This window comes from Bacillus sp. JJ1764 (assembly GCF_036962145.1).
Lineage (GTDB): Bacteria > Bacillota > Bacilli > Bacillales > Cytobacillaceae > Neobacillus.
On the sequence record NZ_JBALNY010000141.1, the window covers coordinates 1 to 17,822 of the forward strand.

The 17,822-nt window shown below is 37.8% G+C and carries 15 protein-coding genes; 3 read left to right on the top strand and 12 right to left on the bottom strand.

The genetic code is table 11. The features are described from left to right. The first annotated feature begins 301 nt into the window (after positions 1-301). Complete coding sequence (locus tag V7083_RS18375) at positions 302-1,174, top strand: SDR family oxidoreductase (protein ID WP_335480613.1); 873 nt, start codon at positions 302-304, stop codon at positions 1,172-1,174. Positions 1,175-1,348: 174 nt separating this feature from the next. After that, positions 1,349-2,623 carry an L-cysteine desulfidase family protein gene (locus V7083_RS18380; RefSeq protein ID WP_335480615.1) on the top strand — a complete coding sequence of 425 codons (1,275 nt, stop codon included), beginning with the start codon at positions 1,349-1,351 and terminating at the stop codon, positions 2,621-2,623. A gap of 272 nt (positions 2,624-2,895) precedes the next feature. Here V7083_RS18380 and V7083_RS18385 read toward each other — a convergent pair whose 3' ends face one another. The 6 genes from V7083_RS18385 to V7083_RS18410 all read right to left on the bottom strand — a co-directional run bounded on the left by V7083_RS18385 (position 2,896) and on the right by V7083_RS18410 (position 9,583). After that, positions 2,896-3,294 (bottom strand): DUF5412 family protein, encoded by a 399-nt coding sequence (locus V7083_RS18385; protein WP_335480617.1) that lies wholly within the window; start codon positions 3,292-3,294, stop codon positions 2,896-2,898. Positions 3,295-3,585: 291 nt separating this feature from the next. Continuing rightward, positions 3,586-5,883: a molybdopterin-dependent oxidoreductase gene (locus V7083_RS18390; protein WP_335480644.1), complete on the bottom strand. Its 2,298-nt coding sequence runs from the start codon at positions 5,881-5,883 to the stop codon at positions 3,586-3,588. A gap of 283 nt (positions 5,884-6,166) precedes the next feature. Then, positions 6,167-7,609: a glycoside hydrolase family 1 protein gene (locus tag V7083_RS18395; RefSeq protein WP_335480619.1), complete on the bottom strand. Its 1,443-nt coding sequence runs from the start codon at positions 7,607-7,609 to the stop codon at positions 6,167-6,169. After that, complete coding sequence (locus tag V7083_RS18400) at positions 7,606-7,965, bottom strand: PTS lactose/cellobiose transporter subunit IIA (protein WP_335480621.1); 360 nt, start codon at positions 7,963-7,965, stop codon at positions 7,606-7,608. The genes V7083_RS18395 and V7083_RS18400 overlap by 4 nt, the downstream gene beginning before the upstream one ends. Before the next feature lie 21 nt (positions 7,966-7,986). After that, positions 7,987-9,246: a PTS sugar transporter subunit IIC gene (locus V7083_RS18405; protein WP_335480623.1), complete on the bottom strand. Its 1,260-nt coding sequence runs from the start codon at positions 9,244-9,246 to the stop codon at positions 7,987-7,989. Positions 9,247-9,274: 28 nt separating this feature from the next. Beyond that, on the bottom strand, positions 9,275-9,583 hold the full coding sequence (locus V7083_RS18410) for a PTS sugar transporter subunit IIB (protein ID WP_335480625.1): 309 nt from the start codon (positions 9,581-9,583) through the stop codon (positions 9,275-9,277). Positions 9,584-9,769: 186 nt separating this feature from the next. On the opposite strand from V7083_RS18410, the gene V7083_RS18415 reads away from it, so the two are divergent. Then, positions 9,770-11,671 (top strand): BglG family transcription antiterminator, encoded by a 1,902-nt coding sequence (locus tag V7083_RS18415; protein WP_335480627.1) that lies wholly within the window; start codon positions 9,770-9,772, stop codon positions 11,669-11,671. A gap of 183 nt (positions 11,672-11,854) precedes the next feature. Here V7083_RS18415 and V7083_RS18420 read toward each other — a convergent pair whose 3' ends face one another. From V7083_RS18420 to V7083_RS18445, 6 genes are all read right to left on the bottom strand, one after another. Continuing rightward, a complete protein-coding gene (locus tag V7083_RS18420; protein WP_335480629.1) occupies positions 11,855-12,265 on the bottom strand; it encodes an MmcQ/YjbR family DNA-binding protein in 411 nt (136 codons plus the stop codon). Further along, positions 12,231-12,626 carry a VOC family protein gene (locus V7083_RS18425; protein ID WP_335480632.1) on the bottom strand — a complete coding sequence of 132 codons (396 nt, stop codon included), beginning with the start codon at positions 12,624-12,626 and terminating at the stop codon, positions 12,231-12,233. The genes V7083_RS18420 and V7083_RS18425 overlap by 35 nt, the downstream gene beginning before the upstream one ends. Positions 12,627-12,856: 230 nt before the next feature. After that, positions 12,857-14,332, bottom strand: a complete 1,476-nt coding sequence (locus tag V7083_RS18430; protein ID WP_335480634.1) for a C69 family dipeptidase — start codon at positions 14,330-14,332, stop codon at positions 12,857-12,859. Between the two features lie 196 nt (positions 14,333-14,528). Next, positions 14,529-15,923 carry an MFS transporter gene (locus V7083_RS18435; protein ID WP_335480636.1) on the bottom strand — a complete coding sequence of 465 codons (1,395 nt, stop codon included), beginning with the start codon at positions 15,921-15,923 and terminating at the stop codon, positions 14,529-14,531. 67 nt (positions 15,924-15,990) lie between these two features. Then, positions 15,991-16,704, bottom strand: coding sequence for a purine-nucleoside phosphorylase (deoD, locus tag V7083_RS18440; RefSeq protein WP_335480638.1), 714 nt, complete (start codon positions 16,702-16,704; stop codon positions 15,991-15,993). 202 nt (positions 16,705-16,906) lie between these two features. After that, a complete protein-coding gene (locus V7083_RS18445) occupies positions 16,907-17,650 on the bottom strand; it encodes a GntR family transcriptional regulator (RefSeq protein WP_335480640.1) in 744 nt (247 codons plus the stop codon). Positions 17,651-17,822: the final 172 nt, after the last annotated feature.

Genomic DNA, 17,822 nt, shown 5'->3' on the forward strand with positions numbered 1-17,822 from the left:
GTATAAAACCGCTAATGTATGCAAACTTGTGCATGCCAAAAACAAAGGCCAACACCGTTACTACTATTAAAAATAACAATAGATAAAAGAAAAACTTCCCCATTTGGGCACCCCCTAAAAACCAGTATTTGTAAATACTACGATTCTTATAGTGTAAAGTTTCAATCGATGTAAATTTTCTTTTACACTACTTTTTTCGATAGAAAAAAATTTTTATCTATTGACAAAAAAACAAGATGTAATTATTATAGTTACATGTAATACATTTAGTTACAACCAAAACCATTCAGGAGGTATTCAAATGAAAATATTAGTAACCGGAGCAACCGGAAAATTAGGTTCAAAAATTGTAGAATCCTTATTAAAAACCATACCTGCAAGCGACTTGGCAGTAAGTGTTCGAAATCCCGAGAAAGCAGCAGGACTCCGTGCACGTGGAGTGGAAGTCCGACAAGGAGATTTTGATCAGCCAGAAAGCTTAGACAATGCCTTTGCAGGGATCGATCGCTTATTAATCATTTCTGCAGATGGTGACAACGACACAAGAACTCGGCAACATGCAAATGCTGTAGCTGCCGCTGAACGTGCAGGAGTGAAATTTATTGCATACACCAGTCTTGCCGACGCAACCGAGAGCAAAAATATATTCGCTCCAACTCATGTTGCAACAGAGGCAGCCATCATCAAAACTGGAATCCCTTATTCTTTCTTGCGTAACAATTGGTACTTAGAAAACGAAATGGGAGGCATTCAAGGTGCGATTGCCGGAGCACCTTGGGTAACCTCTGCAGGAGCAGGTAAAGTTGGCTGGGCACTTCAACAAGATTACGCGGAAGCTGCGGCTGCGGTCCTAGTTGGGAACGGACACGAAAATACTGTTTATGAACTCTCTGGGCCTCTTTTAACTCAAGAAGAATTGGCAACTGCCCTTGGTGCTGTCTTGGGAAAAGAAATTCCAGTTCAGCAAGTCAGTGATGAAAAATATGCTGAGATCATGAAAGGTTTAGGGGTACCTGATTTTGCCATTCCGATTGTAGTAGGAATTCAAGAAAGTATTCGAAACGGTTCACTTGAAGTGGAAAGCAATGATTTTGAAAAAGTTCTTGGTCGGCCAATTACACCGATTAACGAAGCACTGACACAAATTGTTCATGCCATTTCACAATCAAAATAATATTAGAAAAGCCGAAGCTTAAGGGATTCCCCCCCTAATCTTCGGCTTTTTTTGAATTTCCAAAGCTGTTATGACTTGTGTGAAACTACTGTCCAGTTTTTACCTTCCCCCCCAAAAATGTCGAACCATGTTATGATACTTTTATAAAATAGTATTGTTGGATGGTGAGCGGGATTGAAAAAGGATAAGCTTTTATCGATTTTGGAAAGAGAGTTAGTGGTGGCACTGGGTTGTACGGAACCAGTTGCCATTGCTTTGGCCGCTGCAACAGCGAAAAGCCATATAAAAGGACAAATTGAAAAAATCCATGTAAATGCCAGTGGAAATATTATTAAGAACGCAAAGTCGGTCGGAATCCCAGGTATGTCGGCTAAAGGTCTTGATTTCGCAGCAGCTCTTGGTGCGGCAGCAGGAAATCCTGATAAAAAACTGGAGATTCTCGAAGGACTTACAAAAGAAGATGAACAGCTCGCCTTACAGCTAATTAAAGCTGGGAAAGTCACTAGTGGTCAAGCAGACACACCAAAGAAACTATATATTGAGGTTATTATACAAACAGACCAACACACAGCAAAGGTGGTTATTTCAGATAATCACAGCAATATTATCCTTATAGAAGTGGACGAATCAACCGTATTCCTGGGCGGTTGCGAAAATATCGGTATTCAAACTGATGATGAGGAATTAGATGAACTTACCATTGATGAAATTTACGACTGGCTTCTGTCTGTAAACCTTGATGACTTAGAGCTTGTAAGAAAGAGTATTGAATTAAATAAAAGAATCGGGTTAGAAGGATTGTCAGGAGAGTACGGGCTCAATGTTGGAAGAACCATTAAAGAGAATGTAAAAAAAGGCTATCTTTCTGATGATTTAGCCACAGCCGCCATGTCGCTCGCAGCTGCTGGATCAGATGCCAGAATGGCCGGCTCCACTCTTCCGGTAATGGCTAATACAGGAAGCGGAAATCAAGGGATTGCGGTGACCCTACCGGTGGTAGCCGTTGCAGAAAAATTGAAAGTCTCAGAGGAAAAGAAAATCCGTGCGGTTGCCCTTAGCCATCTGGTTACGATTCATATTAAATCCAAGTTTGGGAGATTGTCTGCTTTATGTGGTGTAACAGCTGCCGGAATGGGAGCAAGTGCAGCCATTGTTTATCTGCTTGATGGCGGTCTACCACAAATTAAAGCCGCCATTCAAAACACCATCGGCAATGTCTCAGGGATGATTTGCGACGGTGCAAAGGCAGGCTGCGCAATGAAAGTATCAACCTGTTCTAATGTCGCCGTTCAATCAGCGTTACTGGCACTAAGCAATCAAGAAATCCAATCAACCGACGGGTTCATTCATGATAACGTAGAAAAAAGCATTGAGTGCTTCTGCAAACTTGGAAACGAAGGAACTCATCAAACGGATCAACTTATCTTGCAATTAATGCTGGAAAAATAATTAACTTTCTCTGAAAATTTTGGGATATAAATAAACAACTTCATCATCCCTTTATTTCTTGTTTGTTATAGTTGTGATAGGTTATATATTAACTCATAAAAAAGCAATGGGGTAACTCTAACGGGCTCTCTTGCTAGGGAGTTTTGTAATATAAACAGCTATTTCATCACCCGTTTCGGCAAATGGTTTGATGCTTAAGAAAGTATAACAATAGAAAAAGGAGCATCGATTTCGATGCTCTTTTAGTATTAAAACACTGAAGTATTTCTTGTTTAATTTCCTATATATTCAATCTTAGTCCAATCCACACTTTTATCCATCTCATATGTCTCTGAGGATTTTTTATAATTCACTCGTAATTTATCATTGGTAATCCATTTGATTTCAAATTGGTCATCCGAAACAAAAGTGTTTCCAGATTTATTCGGAAACTCCTCATCCGAATCTAAAAGCGATAACTGATATGAGATTCCTGTTGTTGCACCACAATCTCGCTGAAAAATATAAGCCACTTTATCTCCATTCGGTGACTGTAATTTTTGAACAATCTCATTTCCGCACATATCTCCAAATAGTTTGTCGAGAATATAACTACCCGTAAAAAACAGACCTATTATAACTATTACGGTTATCAAAAGAGGTTTTAATTTTTTAAACCATTTTTTATTCATTGTTTCGAACCTTCCCTATTATAAGTTACCATAAATATATTATATCTTTTATAAGGCTTACTGTATGTAGTGGCAAATTGTTTGTCCGATAATAACGGATAATCCTATACCCTGTTACTAAGTTCATCAGAGGTGATTGAGATGTCCACTTCAACCTTTTAAATGGCTTTATTTGAATAAAAATAGACTATTCCGCTTGTGCGAAATAGTCTGCAATTTTTACTGTTATTTCGGGTAAACTCCCTATGAAGAGAACCCGTTAGGGGAACTCCCGTTGCTTTTTCCACTTCACTATTTTGGCTCAGAACCAGAAGCTGAAGATACTGTTTGTAAATTCTGTACCTTCTCAATCTTCACAGGTACTCCATTTAACACGGCGTTCCCGGAGATTTTATCTATCACTTGTTCATCAGTTAAAATATTCATATTGATTCCAGGGTGTTTACTTGCTACCTGAAGGCGGATTTCAGAAAGGGAATGTCCCCAACCATGGGGGAGGCTAACGACTCCTGGCATGATATCATCTGTGATGTGAATGGGCACCTCAATCTGTCCAATACGAGATTGTACTAAGGCCTTGTCTCCCTTCGATAGCCCACACCCATTCGCATCATTGGGATGAATGAAAAGCAAACAGCGGTCTTCTCCTTTAACCAACACAGGAAGATTGTGCAACCATGAATTATTGCTCCGTAGATCCCTTCTGCCTACTAATAACAGCTCCCCCGAATTTGTACTCTTTGAAAACTTGAGACGACTGACATCTTCAACCAATATGGATGGGGCTAACTCAATTTTTCCAGAGGGTGTTTGAAGGATTTCCTTGATTCTTGGTTGAAGCGGACCCAAATCTATGCCATGAGGAGCAGCCTCGAGAACAGACAAGCTTAACCCAGCTGGATTTTTACCAAAATGCTCTCCATAAGGTCCCACTCGCAAATAGAAATCAAGTAAACGCTCTGGCCCCACTCTATCCTTCAACAAACCCATAATCTCTGTTAAATCCCTTTCATAAATAGGAGAATTGGGGTTTTTTACCTCGTGCCTTATCAATTCCTTAATAGTAAGGTCATCCCAAAATTCCCCTGTATCCCCCGCTATTGTCTCCGGACTGACGGCATTCGCCAAGTGGAGGAGAATTTCCCACTCGTCCATTTGCCCTTGGGGAAGTTCAAAAACGCGCGGAGAATAATGAGCAATATTTCGAATGGACAAATTATAAAAAGCAATATCATAATGTGATCTCTCCAGTGGAGATGGAACAGGCAACAATACGTGCGCATGCCTAGTCGTTTCATTTAAATAGCTGTCCACACTGACCATAAATTCCACTTGATCTAGAGCATCTTGTAATTTACTGCTATTTGGGACTGAAAGTGCCGGGTTTCCGGCAACAGATATGAAGGCTTTAATCTGGCCAGGTCCTGGCTTTTCAATTTCTTCCGCTAAGCAAGACACCGGCAGTTCTCCCAAAACTTCCGGAGATTTTCTGATTCTTGATTCATAACGTTTATAGCGGACTCGTCGAGATTTTTTCAAGATTGCTCGCCTCGTTGCAGGATTTGGAAACATGACTCCTCCCTTACGATCCAAGTTTCCGGTAAGGACATTGATTACATCAATCAGCCAACTATTCATCGTACCGAAAAGTTGTGTGCAGGTTCCCATTCTGCCGTAAACGATTGCTTTAGGAGCCTTGGCCAATTCATGTGCCAGTCGGCGAATCGTTAGGGCTGGAATACCACATTCTGCAGAAATATCCTCAGGGGAAAAATCCTTCGAAAGCTTCTCTATTTCTTCTAGACCATGGATCAGGTCCGCCAATTCACCAGTTTTCGTCAAATTTTCATCAAAAAGGGTATGGATTATACCTAATAAAAAGAAAGCATCGGTACCTGGGCGAATAAAATGATGTTCATTCGCTTGTTTTGCCGTTACCGTACGGACCGGGTCTATGACAATAAGTTTGCCGCCTCGTTGTTGAAGAGCCTTTATTCTGCCTCTCATGTTGGGGGCCGTCATTAAACTGCCATTAGAAGTCAGCGGATTTGCTCCAATCATCATTAAATAATCAGTATGGTCAATATCAGGGATTGGAAGATTTGCATCACTGCCAAACATGAATTCAGCCGATAACTGTTTGGGAATTTGATCAAGTGTACTAGCAGAAAAAATGTTCTTGCTGCCCAATGCCCGCAAAAAAGTCGGCCCATATAACATTCCGCCTAAATTGTGAACTGTAGGGTTTCCTAAATAAACAGCAACCGCATCCTTCCCATACTCTTCTATGATTGGACGAAGTCTCTTCCTTATTTCTTTAAAGGCCTCTTCCCAAGATACCTCTCTCCAGTTTTCTCCTTGGCGAATCATCGGTTTCCGGATTCGATCAGGATCTGCGTGCAATTCTTTTACGCTAAATCCTTTCGGGCATAAATATCCACGGCTAAACGGATCGTTTTTATCTCCTTTAATATGGACAACTTCCCTATCCTGAGTATGGATTTCCAAGCCACAAGTAGCTTCACATAATGGGCATGTTCGGTAGCTTATCTTTAAAGAACTACTAGTTTTTCCTTCATTTTTCCCCATAATCAACCACAACTCTCCTTTTTCAAAATGAAAACTGGCATTCCTTGAAATTCCCTAATTCAAAAATATGACTGACATTTCCTAGTTATACAGCTTCTCTAACCAACAATATTTTCTGTATATTCTGAATTTGTCGCTTAAAAATAAAAGAGCCCAAAACAGACTACTACAAAAGAAAATTCCCTATATTATTTCCAATTCCTTCTTTTTGAAAAAAATTATTCATCCTTTTTCACAAAAATAAAGAAAGGCATAGTAATCTGCCTTTCCTCATTTTTTTCTCTTAAACTCTTAATAATACTTCCCCATTCGACTCAATGACTTTTTTAAACCAATGATAGCTATCTTTTAACAGGCGTTTCTTACTTCCATTACCATAATCATCTTGGTCAATGTAGATAAATCCATACCGTTTTGACATTTCAGATGATGAACAACTGATTATATCAATAGGTCCCCAGGCGTAGTAACCACGCAAGTCGACGCCGTCCTTGATGGCCTCTTTCATTTGTTCAATATGTGCGCGATAATAGTCAATTCGGTAAGGGTCGTGAATTTCTCCATTATCTAATTCGTCATAGTAACCAACGCCATTCTCTGTAATGTAGATCGGGCATTGATAGCGGTCATAGAATAGATTTAGATATGTTCTTAACCCTACTGGATCGATAGACCAGCCCCAAGGATTCGCAGGCAATAATGGATTACGATGATCTTGATTCCCATCTCTAAAACTTTCTCTATCACAAATGCGAGTGTAGTAGTAGGAGAATGACATAAAGTCTGCTGTATTTTTAAGTGATTCCTCGTCACCATCACCAAATTCAACGTTTATGCCAATATCATCAAAATATCTAAACGCATATCCAGGATAATACCCGCGCAACAATACATCAGCAAAGAAGTATTCCATTTGATTATGGCGAACTGTTGCGAAAACATCTTCTGGTTTTGATGTGGCCGGATACGCTGGGCCGCCACATAACATCATGCCTATTTGCAGTTCCGGATAGTTCTCGTGGGCATATTTTGTTGCATATCCACAAGCGACCATTTCATTGTGAACTCCTTGATATTTTGCTTCTAATAAGTGATCTACTTTATCTTCGACAATCCCTAAATGATTAAAAGATTCATGTACGATTAAGTTAATTTGGTTAATAATAATCCAGTGTTTTACTTTTTCGTGGTAGCGATCAAATAAGACTTTACAAAAACGAGTAAAGAATTCAATTAATTCACGAGAATACCAACCTTTATAAGCAGTAGTTAGATGAATCGGCATTTCATAGTGAGATATGGTAATCATGGGAACCATGCCAAGTCTGTTGATCTCATCAAATAACTCATCATAGAATTTCAGACCTTCTTCATTTGGCTCTAATTCATCCCCGTTAGGGAATATTCGTGACCAGGCCACAGATGTCCTAAATGTTTTCAAACCCATATCTGCTAATAGTTTTAAGTCTTCCTTATAAGTATGATAGAAGTCAATACCCCAACGCTTAGGGAAAACACGGTCTGAACTGTTTAATGCTTCTTCAATGTACTCCGTATTAATTTCTTTATTCATTTTATTCTCAATTGGGATGTCATTACGAAATTCATTAATGTCTGCGACACTTAATCCTCTGCCATTAAGATTATACGCGCCTTCAGCTTGGTTTGCGGCAATGGCGCCTCCCCATAAAAAGTTTTTTGGAAAACCAGTAGGCACTTTTCTCATGATTCATTCACCTTTTCTAGATTTTCTAATTTTGCTAAACGTGCATCATACGCTTCAAAAATCTTGATCATTCGTTTTGCAATATTAATTTCACTGTAAATCGTCATTAATGTATCTTGCGCATGGGCAAAGAGTACAGAATAAACACCCACTTCACCTTGTGTCTCAGCTGAAATAGAATTTGTCTGAATATGATGAGCTTTGACAATTTCGTCACTGGCGCGTTTCATTTCTTCTTTTGCTTTTTCAAAATTGCTGTTTTCTATTGCTTTTAAGGCATTCATACAATGGACACGGGCATCTCCGGCATGGAGAATAATTTGCATTGCATTTTTGGCAGTATTATCGTCAATCATGTTTAAAATCTCCTCAAATCATTATTTTGCTTCTTTTAGAGTTGATGTGGTCGTTGTTTTATTTGATTCGTTCGCCATTTCTTGTTTTTCATAGACTTTAAAGAATGGATACCAAATAAGTGTTGCAACAGTCACACAAATCAGCATTAAAATAATTCCGCTGATAGAGCCGCCTGTTACAGCCCAAGTAGATATCGGAAATGGCGTATACCATAAATCAAATACAATCTTAGGGATGGGTGCAAAATGAATGGTTTTTGTAAATACCCAGATAATGATTGGCAAAATGGTACCAATAATCCACATTGGTAGCATCATGATTGGGTTCCAGGCAATCGCTCCGAAGACAACCGGTTCATTTATGTTGAAAATACCAGGTGTGATACACGCTCGTCCGAGGGCCTTAAGTTTAGCATTCTTTGAAAAAGCCATCATGATGACGAGCGGCAATGTTGTTCCAATACCACCCACATAAAGATAGGCAGAAAAAATCGTTTCCGATGTCACTAGATAATGAGCTCCTGCGGTGGCATTGGCAGTGATGGCTGCCAGATAGATTGGCTTGGTAACTGGCGTCAATACCCAAGTAGATATACCAAGTGTATACAAGAAACAGGTAACGAAACTCATAAGTGCGAAACCCCAAGGCGACTCCATGATTTTTCCAAGTGGTCTAAATAGAGTTTGAATCGCATTGTATAAATCAAAGCCAGCTATATCTACTACCAACCATGTTGTTACAATGACAACGGCTATTGGCAGCATGGCATCAAACCAAGCGCGAACAAAGTCTGGAATCACGGAATCTTCCTTAAAGAAGGAGAATTTTCCGAAAAGACCCATGATGATTCCGGTAAATACACCTGCAACGATTGCTACAAACATACCGCCTGCACCCAATGATTCATGGCTGAAACCAATTGCTTTATCATGTGTGACTTGCGGGGTAATAATAATTAAGAAAGTAATAAGACCAGTACATCCGGCAATAAATCGTTGCTTGCGCAGCCGCTTCTTTTCCATCAAGTTAAATGGTATTAAAAAGGAGATTAACAGAGATAATACGCCCATTGTCCATCCGAACAGTGTCCAAAAGTTAGGGTAGTTTTTAATATGGAATACATCACCAGGAATGGTTAACAAACAGAACACAGAACCCAATAAAATAAAAGGAAGCAATTGCATGATCGAGTCTTTTAATGTGGTAACCCAAACATTATTGTTAATTTTCATCATTTTGGGAGAGAAATCATTTTCCAGCCATTTTATCAATTTTTGCATATGAATATGCACCTCGAATCCATAAGTATTAGAATTCCTTTAATAAATCTTCCAGAGCAGCGTCTCCATCAAGAGTTGAATAGTAACTTGGCTTCATAAGAAGTACTTTTACATCTGTGTCGCCAATATATTCTTCGATATCTTCCATAATATAGGCTAAGTGCGGACCGACCATCAGAGCATCAATTTCATCAATATAGTTTTCAATTTCCGCTTCTCCACGTGCCTTAATACTAATGTCAATATTTCGTTTTGCTGCTGCTTTTCGGATATTGGATGCCATAAATCCTGAACTTGCCCCAGACCCACAAACTAATAAGACATTTAATTTTTTCATCTGAATCGCCTCAGTTTCAATTTATTTGATAGCGCTATCATTTATATATCCACTATAAAATGAATCTCGACTTCTCTCAAATATTCCCTTACACTAAGGTGGTGCAAGAAAATATTTTTCATGGTGCAAATCTATGTTTTTCACGGTGCAAATCTACATTTTATGTTGATATGAGGTTGAAAATATATGAATATTAAATACAGAAATATCCTTCGCCAGCTTAGCATGCAGAACGGATGGACATCTTCCTCACAGCTTGCCAATGCACTGGGTATTTCAAAGCGAAGTGTAAAAACTTATATTGCTGATATAAACTCCTTAGAAAAAGGATTAATTCTTTCTTCCAAAATGGGTTATCAAGTGGATCTGAAAAAATTAAATCCATTCCTGTCATCAATGAATCGGACCATACCACAAACCCCGAAAGAACGAGCTGATTATTTGATAAAAAGCCTCGTTAATGTGGAAGGTTCCTTAAATATTTACGATTTAAGTGAGGAATTGTTTATCAGTGAAGTTACGTTAAAAGGCGATTTACGTAAAGTAAAAAAGCGTTTAATGAATCATGATTTAGAACTGAGAGCTTGTGGGGACATAATTGAAATTGTCGGGAGTGAAAAGAGTAAACGGAAATTGATGAGCTCGATGCTCTATAGTGAGACAAATGACAATTTTCTTGATATAGATAAGCTAAAGACATCTTTTGAAGGATTTGATATCGATTATATCCGTGATGTAGTTGTTGAGGTATTTTCCACACATCATTATTTTACAAATGATTATTCCCTGACAAATGTGATCCTGCACATAGCTATTGCAATTGATCGGATGAAGAACCACTTTATTTACCCAAAGCAAGTGGATGGGGAAATAATTCAAGAAAAGGAATATAAAATTGCAAGTGAAATTGCTAAGAAACTAGGGGAGCATTTCGGCCTCGAGTACTCTGAAGGTGAATTGCGTGACCTTATGCTTCTAATATCCAGTAGTGGAACAAGTGTTAATTTTATGCATTTGCAGCTATCTGATTTGCAAGATGTAGCCGGATTACAATGCTTAAATTTGGTTGGAAAAATTCTTGATGAATTACAAAATAATTATTATCTTTTCATTGAGGATGCAGACTTTTTGGTACGCTTCACCCTTCATATTAAAAATTTACTTATGCGTTTGGAGAATCATTTTTCAAGCAAGAATCCCTTAACTTCAACCATTAAGCTGAATTGCCCTTCCATCTATGATTGTGCGGTTCACGTTTCTTATACGATCAAGGAAGAAACAGGCTTTAGTATGAATGATGATGAAATTGCCTATATTGCTTTTCATTTGGGCTATGCCTTAGAAATGCAAAAACAGGCCAATTCCAAAATTACCTGTTCCATCCTTTTTCCTTTTTACTATAATTACAATGTACAGTTGACAGACAAGTTAACAAAACAATTTGGTGAAGAACTTCTTATACAACACATTGTTACTAATGAGAGTGATTTGAATGTACTTAACAGTGACTTGGTTATTTCCGCCGTTCAGCTCAATTCGGTTCCAAAGATGCCTTTTGTTGTCATCAATCCTTTTTTCTCAAGCATCGATCAAAAAAAGGTCACGAATAAGATTAGCGAACTTAAGGAAATAAAACGTAGGGAATCTTTCAAAAAAAATATCGAGGCGATCATTGACGAACAACTTTTCGAACTCGTTCATACTGAAGGGACTAAAGAGGAATCGTTGACCATGATGTGTAAAATCATGGAACAAAAGGGATTTGTGGATAACAGTTTTCTTACCAGCGTAAAAGAACGAGAATCTATGTCCGCCACAGCTTTTGGACGTATTGCTATTCCACACGCAATCAAAATGAATGCCAAAAAGACTGGAATGTTTGTTTTATTAAATACAAAAGGGATTAAGTGGAATGATCTAGAGGTGAATTTAGTCTTCCTCTTATCTGTAAGTAAGGATGATAGGAGAATATTTCATGAGGTTATGGACTCTCTAGCCACGATATTGACGGACGAAGGAAATGTTGCCAAAATAGTTACTGCAACAGACTATCAAAGCTTTGTTGATTTGCTAGTTTCGTGTTATTAACGAGTAATCAAAATATGTCAGAACTATAACTACTTTCCGATTGGGAAAGCCATCATCATTCCTACCTATCTTATAGAAAACGAATGTTAATAAATAATCGCAAAGCCAAAAAACTGCATCCAAAAGTTTCATAAATACATGATAAAGACCGTCTCTTTAATAAAAGGCGGTCTTTTCATATGATTATTTAGGATGTGAATCTTTCCATTTCTTAACCAATCGCTTTGGTGCAGCACGCAGATAAGCTTCTTGGATTAACTCGGATAGTTCATTCCAATCGTTTTCCTTTGGATTTTGAATCGATACCCATCCGTAACGTCCGATATAAGGAGTTTTGTAAAAATGCTCCTTCTGCAGCAAGAGCTCCTGAGTTTCCCTGTCAGACTTGAACGACAAATTGAAGCTATTCTCCTCTCTTGCGCCTATGATCACAAAGGACTTTCCATTGATTTTAAACGTAATATGCCCATGACCGTCAACAATTTCAACGGCATCAGGCAAGGAAAGACAAATCCTACGTACATTCTCCAAGTTGCTGGAAACCTCTGGTAAATTCATGCTATTTTGCATTTTCATCGGGTTGATGAATGCCAAAAACATTTCCTTCGGTATCTAAATAGTAGCCTTGCCAAGCCATTCCCGGCAGAGCGTACTTTGGCATGGCCACTTTGCCACCATTCTCCAAAATTTTCGCTTCTGTTTCATCATAATTTCCCACACCCATTGTACAAGCATAGCCATTTACAGCCTGACCGGGTTGTGGCGCAGCACTTTGCCGCTGCATCAGCGCTCCATTAATCCCTAGCTGGCTTTCATCACCGGTCACTGCCCCAAAGTAAGGCATTCCGGCATACTCTGTCCAATCCTGAAATGTCCAGCCAAATACCTCGCCATAAAACTTCTTTGCACGTTCCATGTCATCTACATGAATTTCGAAATGGATTAGTCTCCCCATCATTGCCTCCTATTTTAAAAAAAGAATACCCTTAAATAATTCATTAAGTTCACTTCAGATTCCTTTCCATTATCGGAATTTAAATAGGAAAATATTCAAATTATTAATGCTCAATAAAATTATCTTTAACTAAATAGAGAGGCATCCTGCTACTGCCCCAGTGGAGCAATAAGATTCTCAATTAAAAAACAGGCAAATACAATTTGCATTTGCCTGTTCCTACTTTAAATTTATAGATCTGGGTTAAAAACGCCACTTGATTTGCTTGCAATTTTTGTAATTAAACCATCTCTCAATAATTTTGCTTGTTTAACGGCATTCAGAGCCTTGTAATTACTATATTGTGTTATATATTGAAGTGCTTTTTTCTTATCAGTGGAATAAAGGTTTACTGCATTTTTTTCAATATAGTTTTGATTTTTTAATAAGTTATCTTGGTATTGATTCCAATAGTTTTTCACTCCGACTCCCAGCACAGCTGGATTTGTTGCTGCTAAAGCAGCTGGGGCACGGAATGCCCAATAGGCAGACTGATCGCTATATTTATCATTGCCAAGTTTATAAGAAGCTGGAGTGTCTGTTATTCCTTGATAGAATGGTAGGTACACACTGTATTCAGGATTAGCCAAGCTTAGCCACATGACATTCGCGATGTCAGCAGGCATATTTGATCTCAATTGGATAACATGAGATTCAACTGTACGGTCGACACCTACGGCACGTTCGTTTTTACCAGTTGGTGTTGATGGATCATACGGTGTTCCCTCATAGTGAGAACCTAAGAATTGCATGATCTCCTTTGGTTTAATTTTCTTATCTGGAACCATAAATAGTGGGTAACGTTTTAGATTTGCATCTTGTACCTTAGATGGAGTAAATGTTTTTTGTCCCCACCATTCGCGTCGAGAATTGTATAGTTGACCTACATCTCCATAAACCCCAGCGAAGTCAAATTTTTGGCCTTGTTGATAGTTGGTAATTAGACCATTTTTAACTGCAAAGGAAATTAATGTTTTGGAACCGATAAAGTTATTTGTATCAGAAAGATCCACGTTATCAATTCTTAGGCCATTAGCAACTATTAGATAGGCAGTATCAGGTACCTTTTCTGCAACCCACTGATGTCCAGTTCCAACCTCAAAATACCAAATTTCATTTTTATCGGCAATTGCTAGACCATTAGCCTCTGCTGAACCGTATTTTTCGATATAAGAACCGAGTAACTGTGCACCTTCCCGGGCTGTTTTTACTCGTGGCAAAATCAAGCTTGGAATTACAGACTCAGTGACTCCTTTTTCTATGAATGGATCAACTGCCTCTGCTTGCTTATTGGCATATGCACTGTTTGTTGCTGAGACTGCTACTCCATATTCATTAATTCCTGCCTCTTCGAAAGGCCCTTCAGATGGATCCCAGTCAGGTACAGCTATGTACTTATAAGAAACGGATGGCTGCAGAACGATTAAACCTGTTGCAAAACTTTGTTTTTCCCCAGTTTTATGACTTGCCCTCGGAAAAACTTTGACATGCTTTGCCCATGCACTTGAAACATCCTCATTTCGGGCAACTAAGACGGAGCCATCAGCTGTGGCTTTTTTTCCGGCAAAAACCGATGTACAAGCACTTGCTGGAAAAGCAAAGCCCCCTGCTAATAAGACAGCAGTGGCTGCAACTGCGATTGCTTTTTTCATACTGTGTGCCTTCATAATCCTTCCTCCTTATATATCCTTTTTTTGGACGTTTTTATTCTATCATTAGTAAATTACTAGAATTGTAAGCGTGTTCACATTTTCGTATTTTTCACAAAAGGTTCATTTTCAATAAAATAGAAAACAAATGTCACATTTTTGGACAAAAAAAGAAGATAGGGGCGCAACAAATCCTATCTTCTTCGCTTTTTATTTAATTTTTAGCATTGGAAAACCGTCCAATTAATACCCAATACAAGGTCAAACAACATACAGTTATTATAGATAGAACCAATAAAATATTACTATATAAAGAAATGTTCGGATTGTTGATATATCCAAGGAAGGTTCCTTTCATTGATGGGTGATCCAACATGGCTGCCGTGTAGGCAATCCCGATTGAGCAGGCCACATTTATTGTTAAATTAAAGAATCCTACAGCAGTTCCCGACTTTTCCTTGGCAATTGTTCCTACACATGAGTCAATCAACGGTGCATACATAAAGGCAAATGAACTGGCAAATATAATCATGGAGATCACAAACACAATCACAGAACTTTGGATAAAGAAGGCTCCAACTAGCAGACTAATAGTAATCCCAGCCATTGCAATCGTAATACATTGTCTTGTTCCCATTAACTTGGCTGTCTTTCCAGAAAGAGCTCCAATTACAGCTGCTAGAACATAACCTGGGATTAGCAGTAATGAAATAGTATCCAGTTTTAAATGATATATTTTTTCAAGTAGAAACGGAAACAAGAAAATATACGCCAACTGGATGGAATAAATAATAAAGGTAATCGCTAATGTTGAAAGAAATTGTTTGTTTTTGAAAAAAGAAATACCAATAAATGCTTTTGAATTCTTGCTAATATATAGTAAAAATAAGACTATTGCTGCAACAAATCCAAGTAAATAAAGGAAATTAAAATCCGTAATATATAACAATAGTGAAGCAGATATTGCAGCAATTAAAACCAATCCTACTACATCAATACTGCCCGATTTTCTTTCTTCATTCGGTAAATACTTTAGTATATAGGGAAGAAAGAGAAGGGTAATTAATGGAACCAAAAATAACGTGGTCCAATGAAAATAGGTTGAGATGTATCCACCAGTCAGGGCTCCAATTACCTGCGAAAGAGCAAAACTGCTAGTACTTAACCCTAAAAACTTCTTTTGTTCATTTGCTGGCAAATGTTTAGTTACAAAAATAACATATAATGTCTCAGCTGAAGCTAATCCTGCAGTTTGAATAATTCTTGATAAAACGACTAGAATAAAGGAATGTTGGAAAATATAACCCAGAATGGATCCAACACATATTAGGATGATTCCCACAGCAAAGAGTCGTTTTATGCTGATGGTGTCTGCCAATGCGGCGTAAACGACGGCTCCGATTCCGATCATTAATCCAGCAAGTGTAGCTTGCCAGCTAACCATCGTTGCAGATATATTAAAATCCTTTGCCATATCTACTGAAATGATTTTAAATGAATTGTCAATGACTAAACAAAGTAGAAACAATAGTAAAATAACAGGTACTGCTTTTTTGACATTATATTCTCTTGTTTCAGCGATTGTTGCAGTTGCACTCATGGTTGCCATTTGATTTTTCTCCTCTTCGCATTTGTTTGAAGTTCATAGCTGTCATTGTTAACTCAGACTTTAAGATTTAAGCAAGTTCTAAGGCAATTTCCATCATATTAGTAAAGGCTGTTTCTCTTTCCTCTGGTGTTGTTTGCTCATTTCTCAAAATGTGGTCGCTGACGGTGAAAAGCCCAAGTGCATTAACACCCGCATAGGCGGCATTCATATAAAGAGCTGCCGTCTCCATTTCCACACTTAAAATACCCATTTCTTTCCATTTCTCTACCGCTGTCGGGTCTGCATTGTAAAAGATATCACTCGAAAGCACATTTCCAACATGAACCGGAAGATCTTTTCCATCTGCTATTTTCTTGGCTTTCTCTAGTAATGAAAAAGAAGCGATATTTGAAAAATGCCCAGGTAGCTTATATTGATGTACATAGCGAGAATCTGTGGATGCTCCCATTGCAAATACAATATCATACAGATTTAATTGAGCTTGAATGGCCCCACAAGAGCCAATCCGGATTAAATTTTTCACACCGAAAACATGAATTAATTCCCATGAATAGATGCTCATGCTAGGCATCCCCATACCTGTCCCCATTACCGAGATTTTCTTCCCTTTATACGTTCCTGTATAACCAAACATATTTCGGACAGAATTGAACTGCACTACATCTTTCAAGTAGGTCTCAGCAATAAATTTGGCTCTTAAAGGATCGCCAGGTAAAAGGATTGTTTCCGCAATTTCTACTCCATTTGGCTTGATATGTGCTGTTTCTTTAGTAGTGTTCATTTTACATTCTCCTTACAATATAGTAATATATGGTGCCGCTTACATTGCTCTTTTAAAAAACATACAACTTTGTATAGTTGTATAAAAACTTGTCTATTCCTAACAATGAAAAGGTTATCATAAACAAAAATTACTTACAATAGATTTTTTGTGAACAAAATAAAAACAGTGCATTTTATTAAAAAGGCACTGTTAAAAAGATCTACTTAGATGCATTAATGGTGATTTGACTGAGCTCGGTAGGAATATAAAATTTATTATGGACAACCGGGTATTTATCACTAATATAAACACTTTCTAATATCAAGTTACATTCTTTCCCACTAGAAATTTTAGATTTTTTATGGGAAGGAATTTTGATAAAATTGGAACGTTTAATTTCAATCGTTGATGAATTCGCAAGGTCATATATTTTTTGTTCAAGCATTTCTAATATTTGTTGTTTGTCTTGTAGGTCCAAATCTAATTCTGAAATGGCCTCGATGGCCATCATGGAAAAAGCATAGGCAACCACTTCATCGCCATTCATATACCAGCGGTCAACAGAAACAATTGCGGTCATACTTCTATTTAATACTTGCTTAGCATAGTCACTGACCAATTCAATTCTAACTTCTATTTCCACATCATCTACTTTTTCAAGATAACATTTATAAAGAGGATTACCCATTTTCTCTAACCCAAAAGCCTTTTGGTTATGATGAAATTTTGTGATAAAATTCCCTTTTCCATGGATATTTTTAACCAAACCATCCTCTTGTAATAGAGAGAGCGCGTGTCTAAGTGTCATTCTGCTGACACCTAATATTTTTGCTAATTCTGGTTCTGTCGGAAGCCTACTGTCAGGAGGAAATGTTCCATCCATTATTAATTTATATAATTTATGATAAATAGTAATAAATAATGGAGATTTGGTTTTAGTAAGATTCTCAGGTTTTAAATTCATTTCATTCTCCCCTTATTAATAAACGTGCCTACGTATTTCTAGTAACACCAACATCATACAACGAATCAATTTAATATAATATCATATAAATTGCCCTTTTTGAAATCCCTTTCAAATGACTATTCTTCCTTTTAAACTTTATGCACTGTCAAATTTGTATGTTGATTTCCGC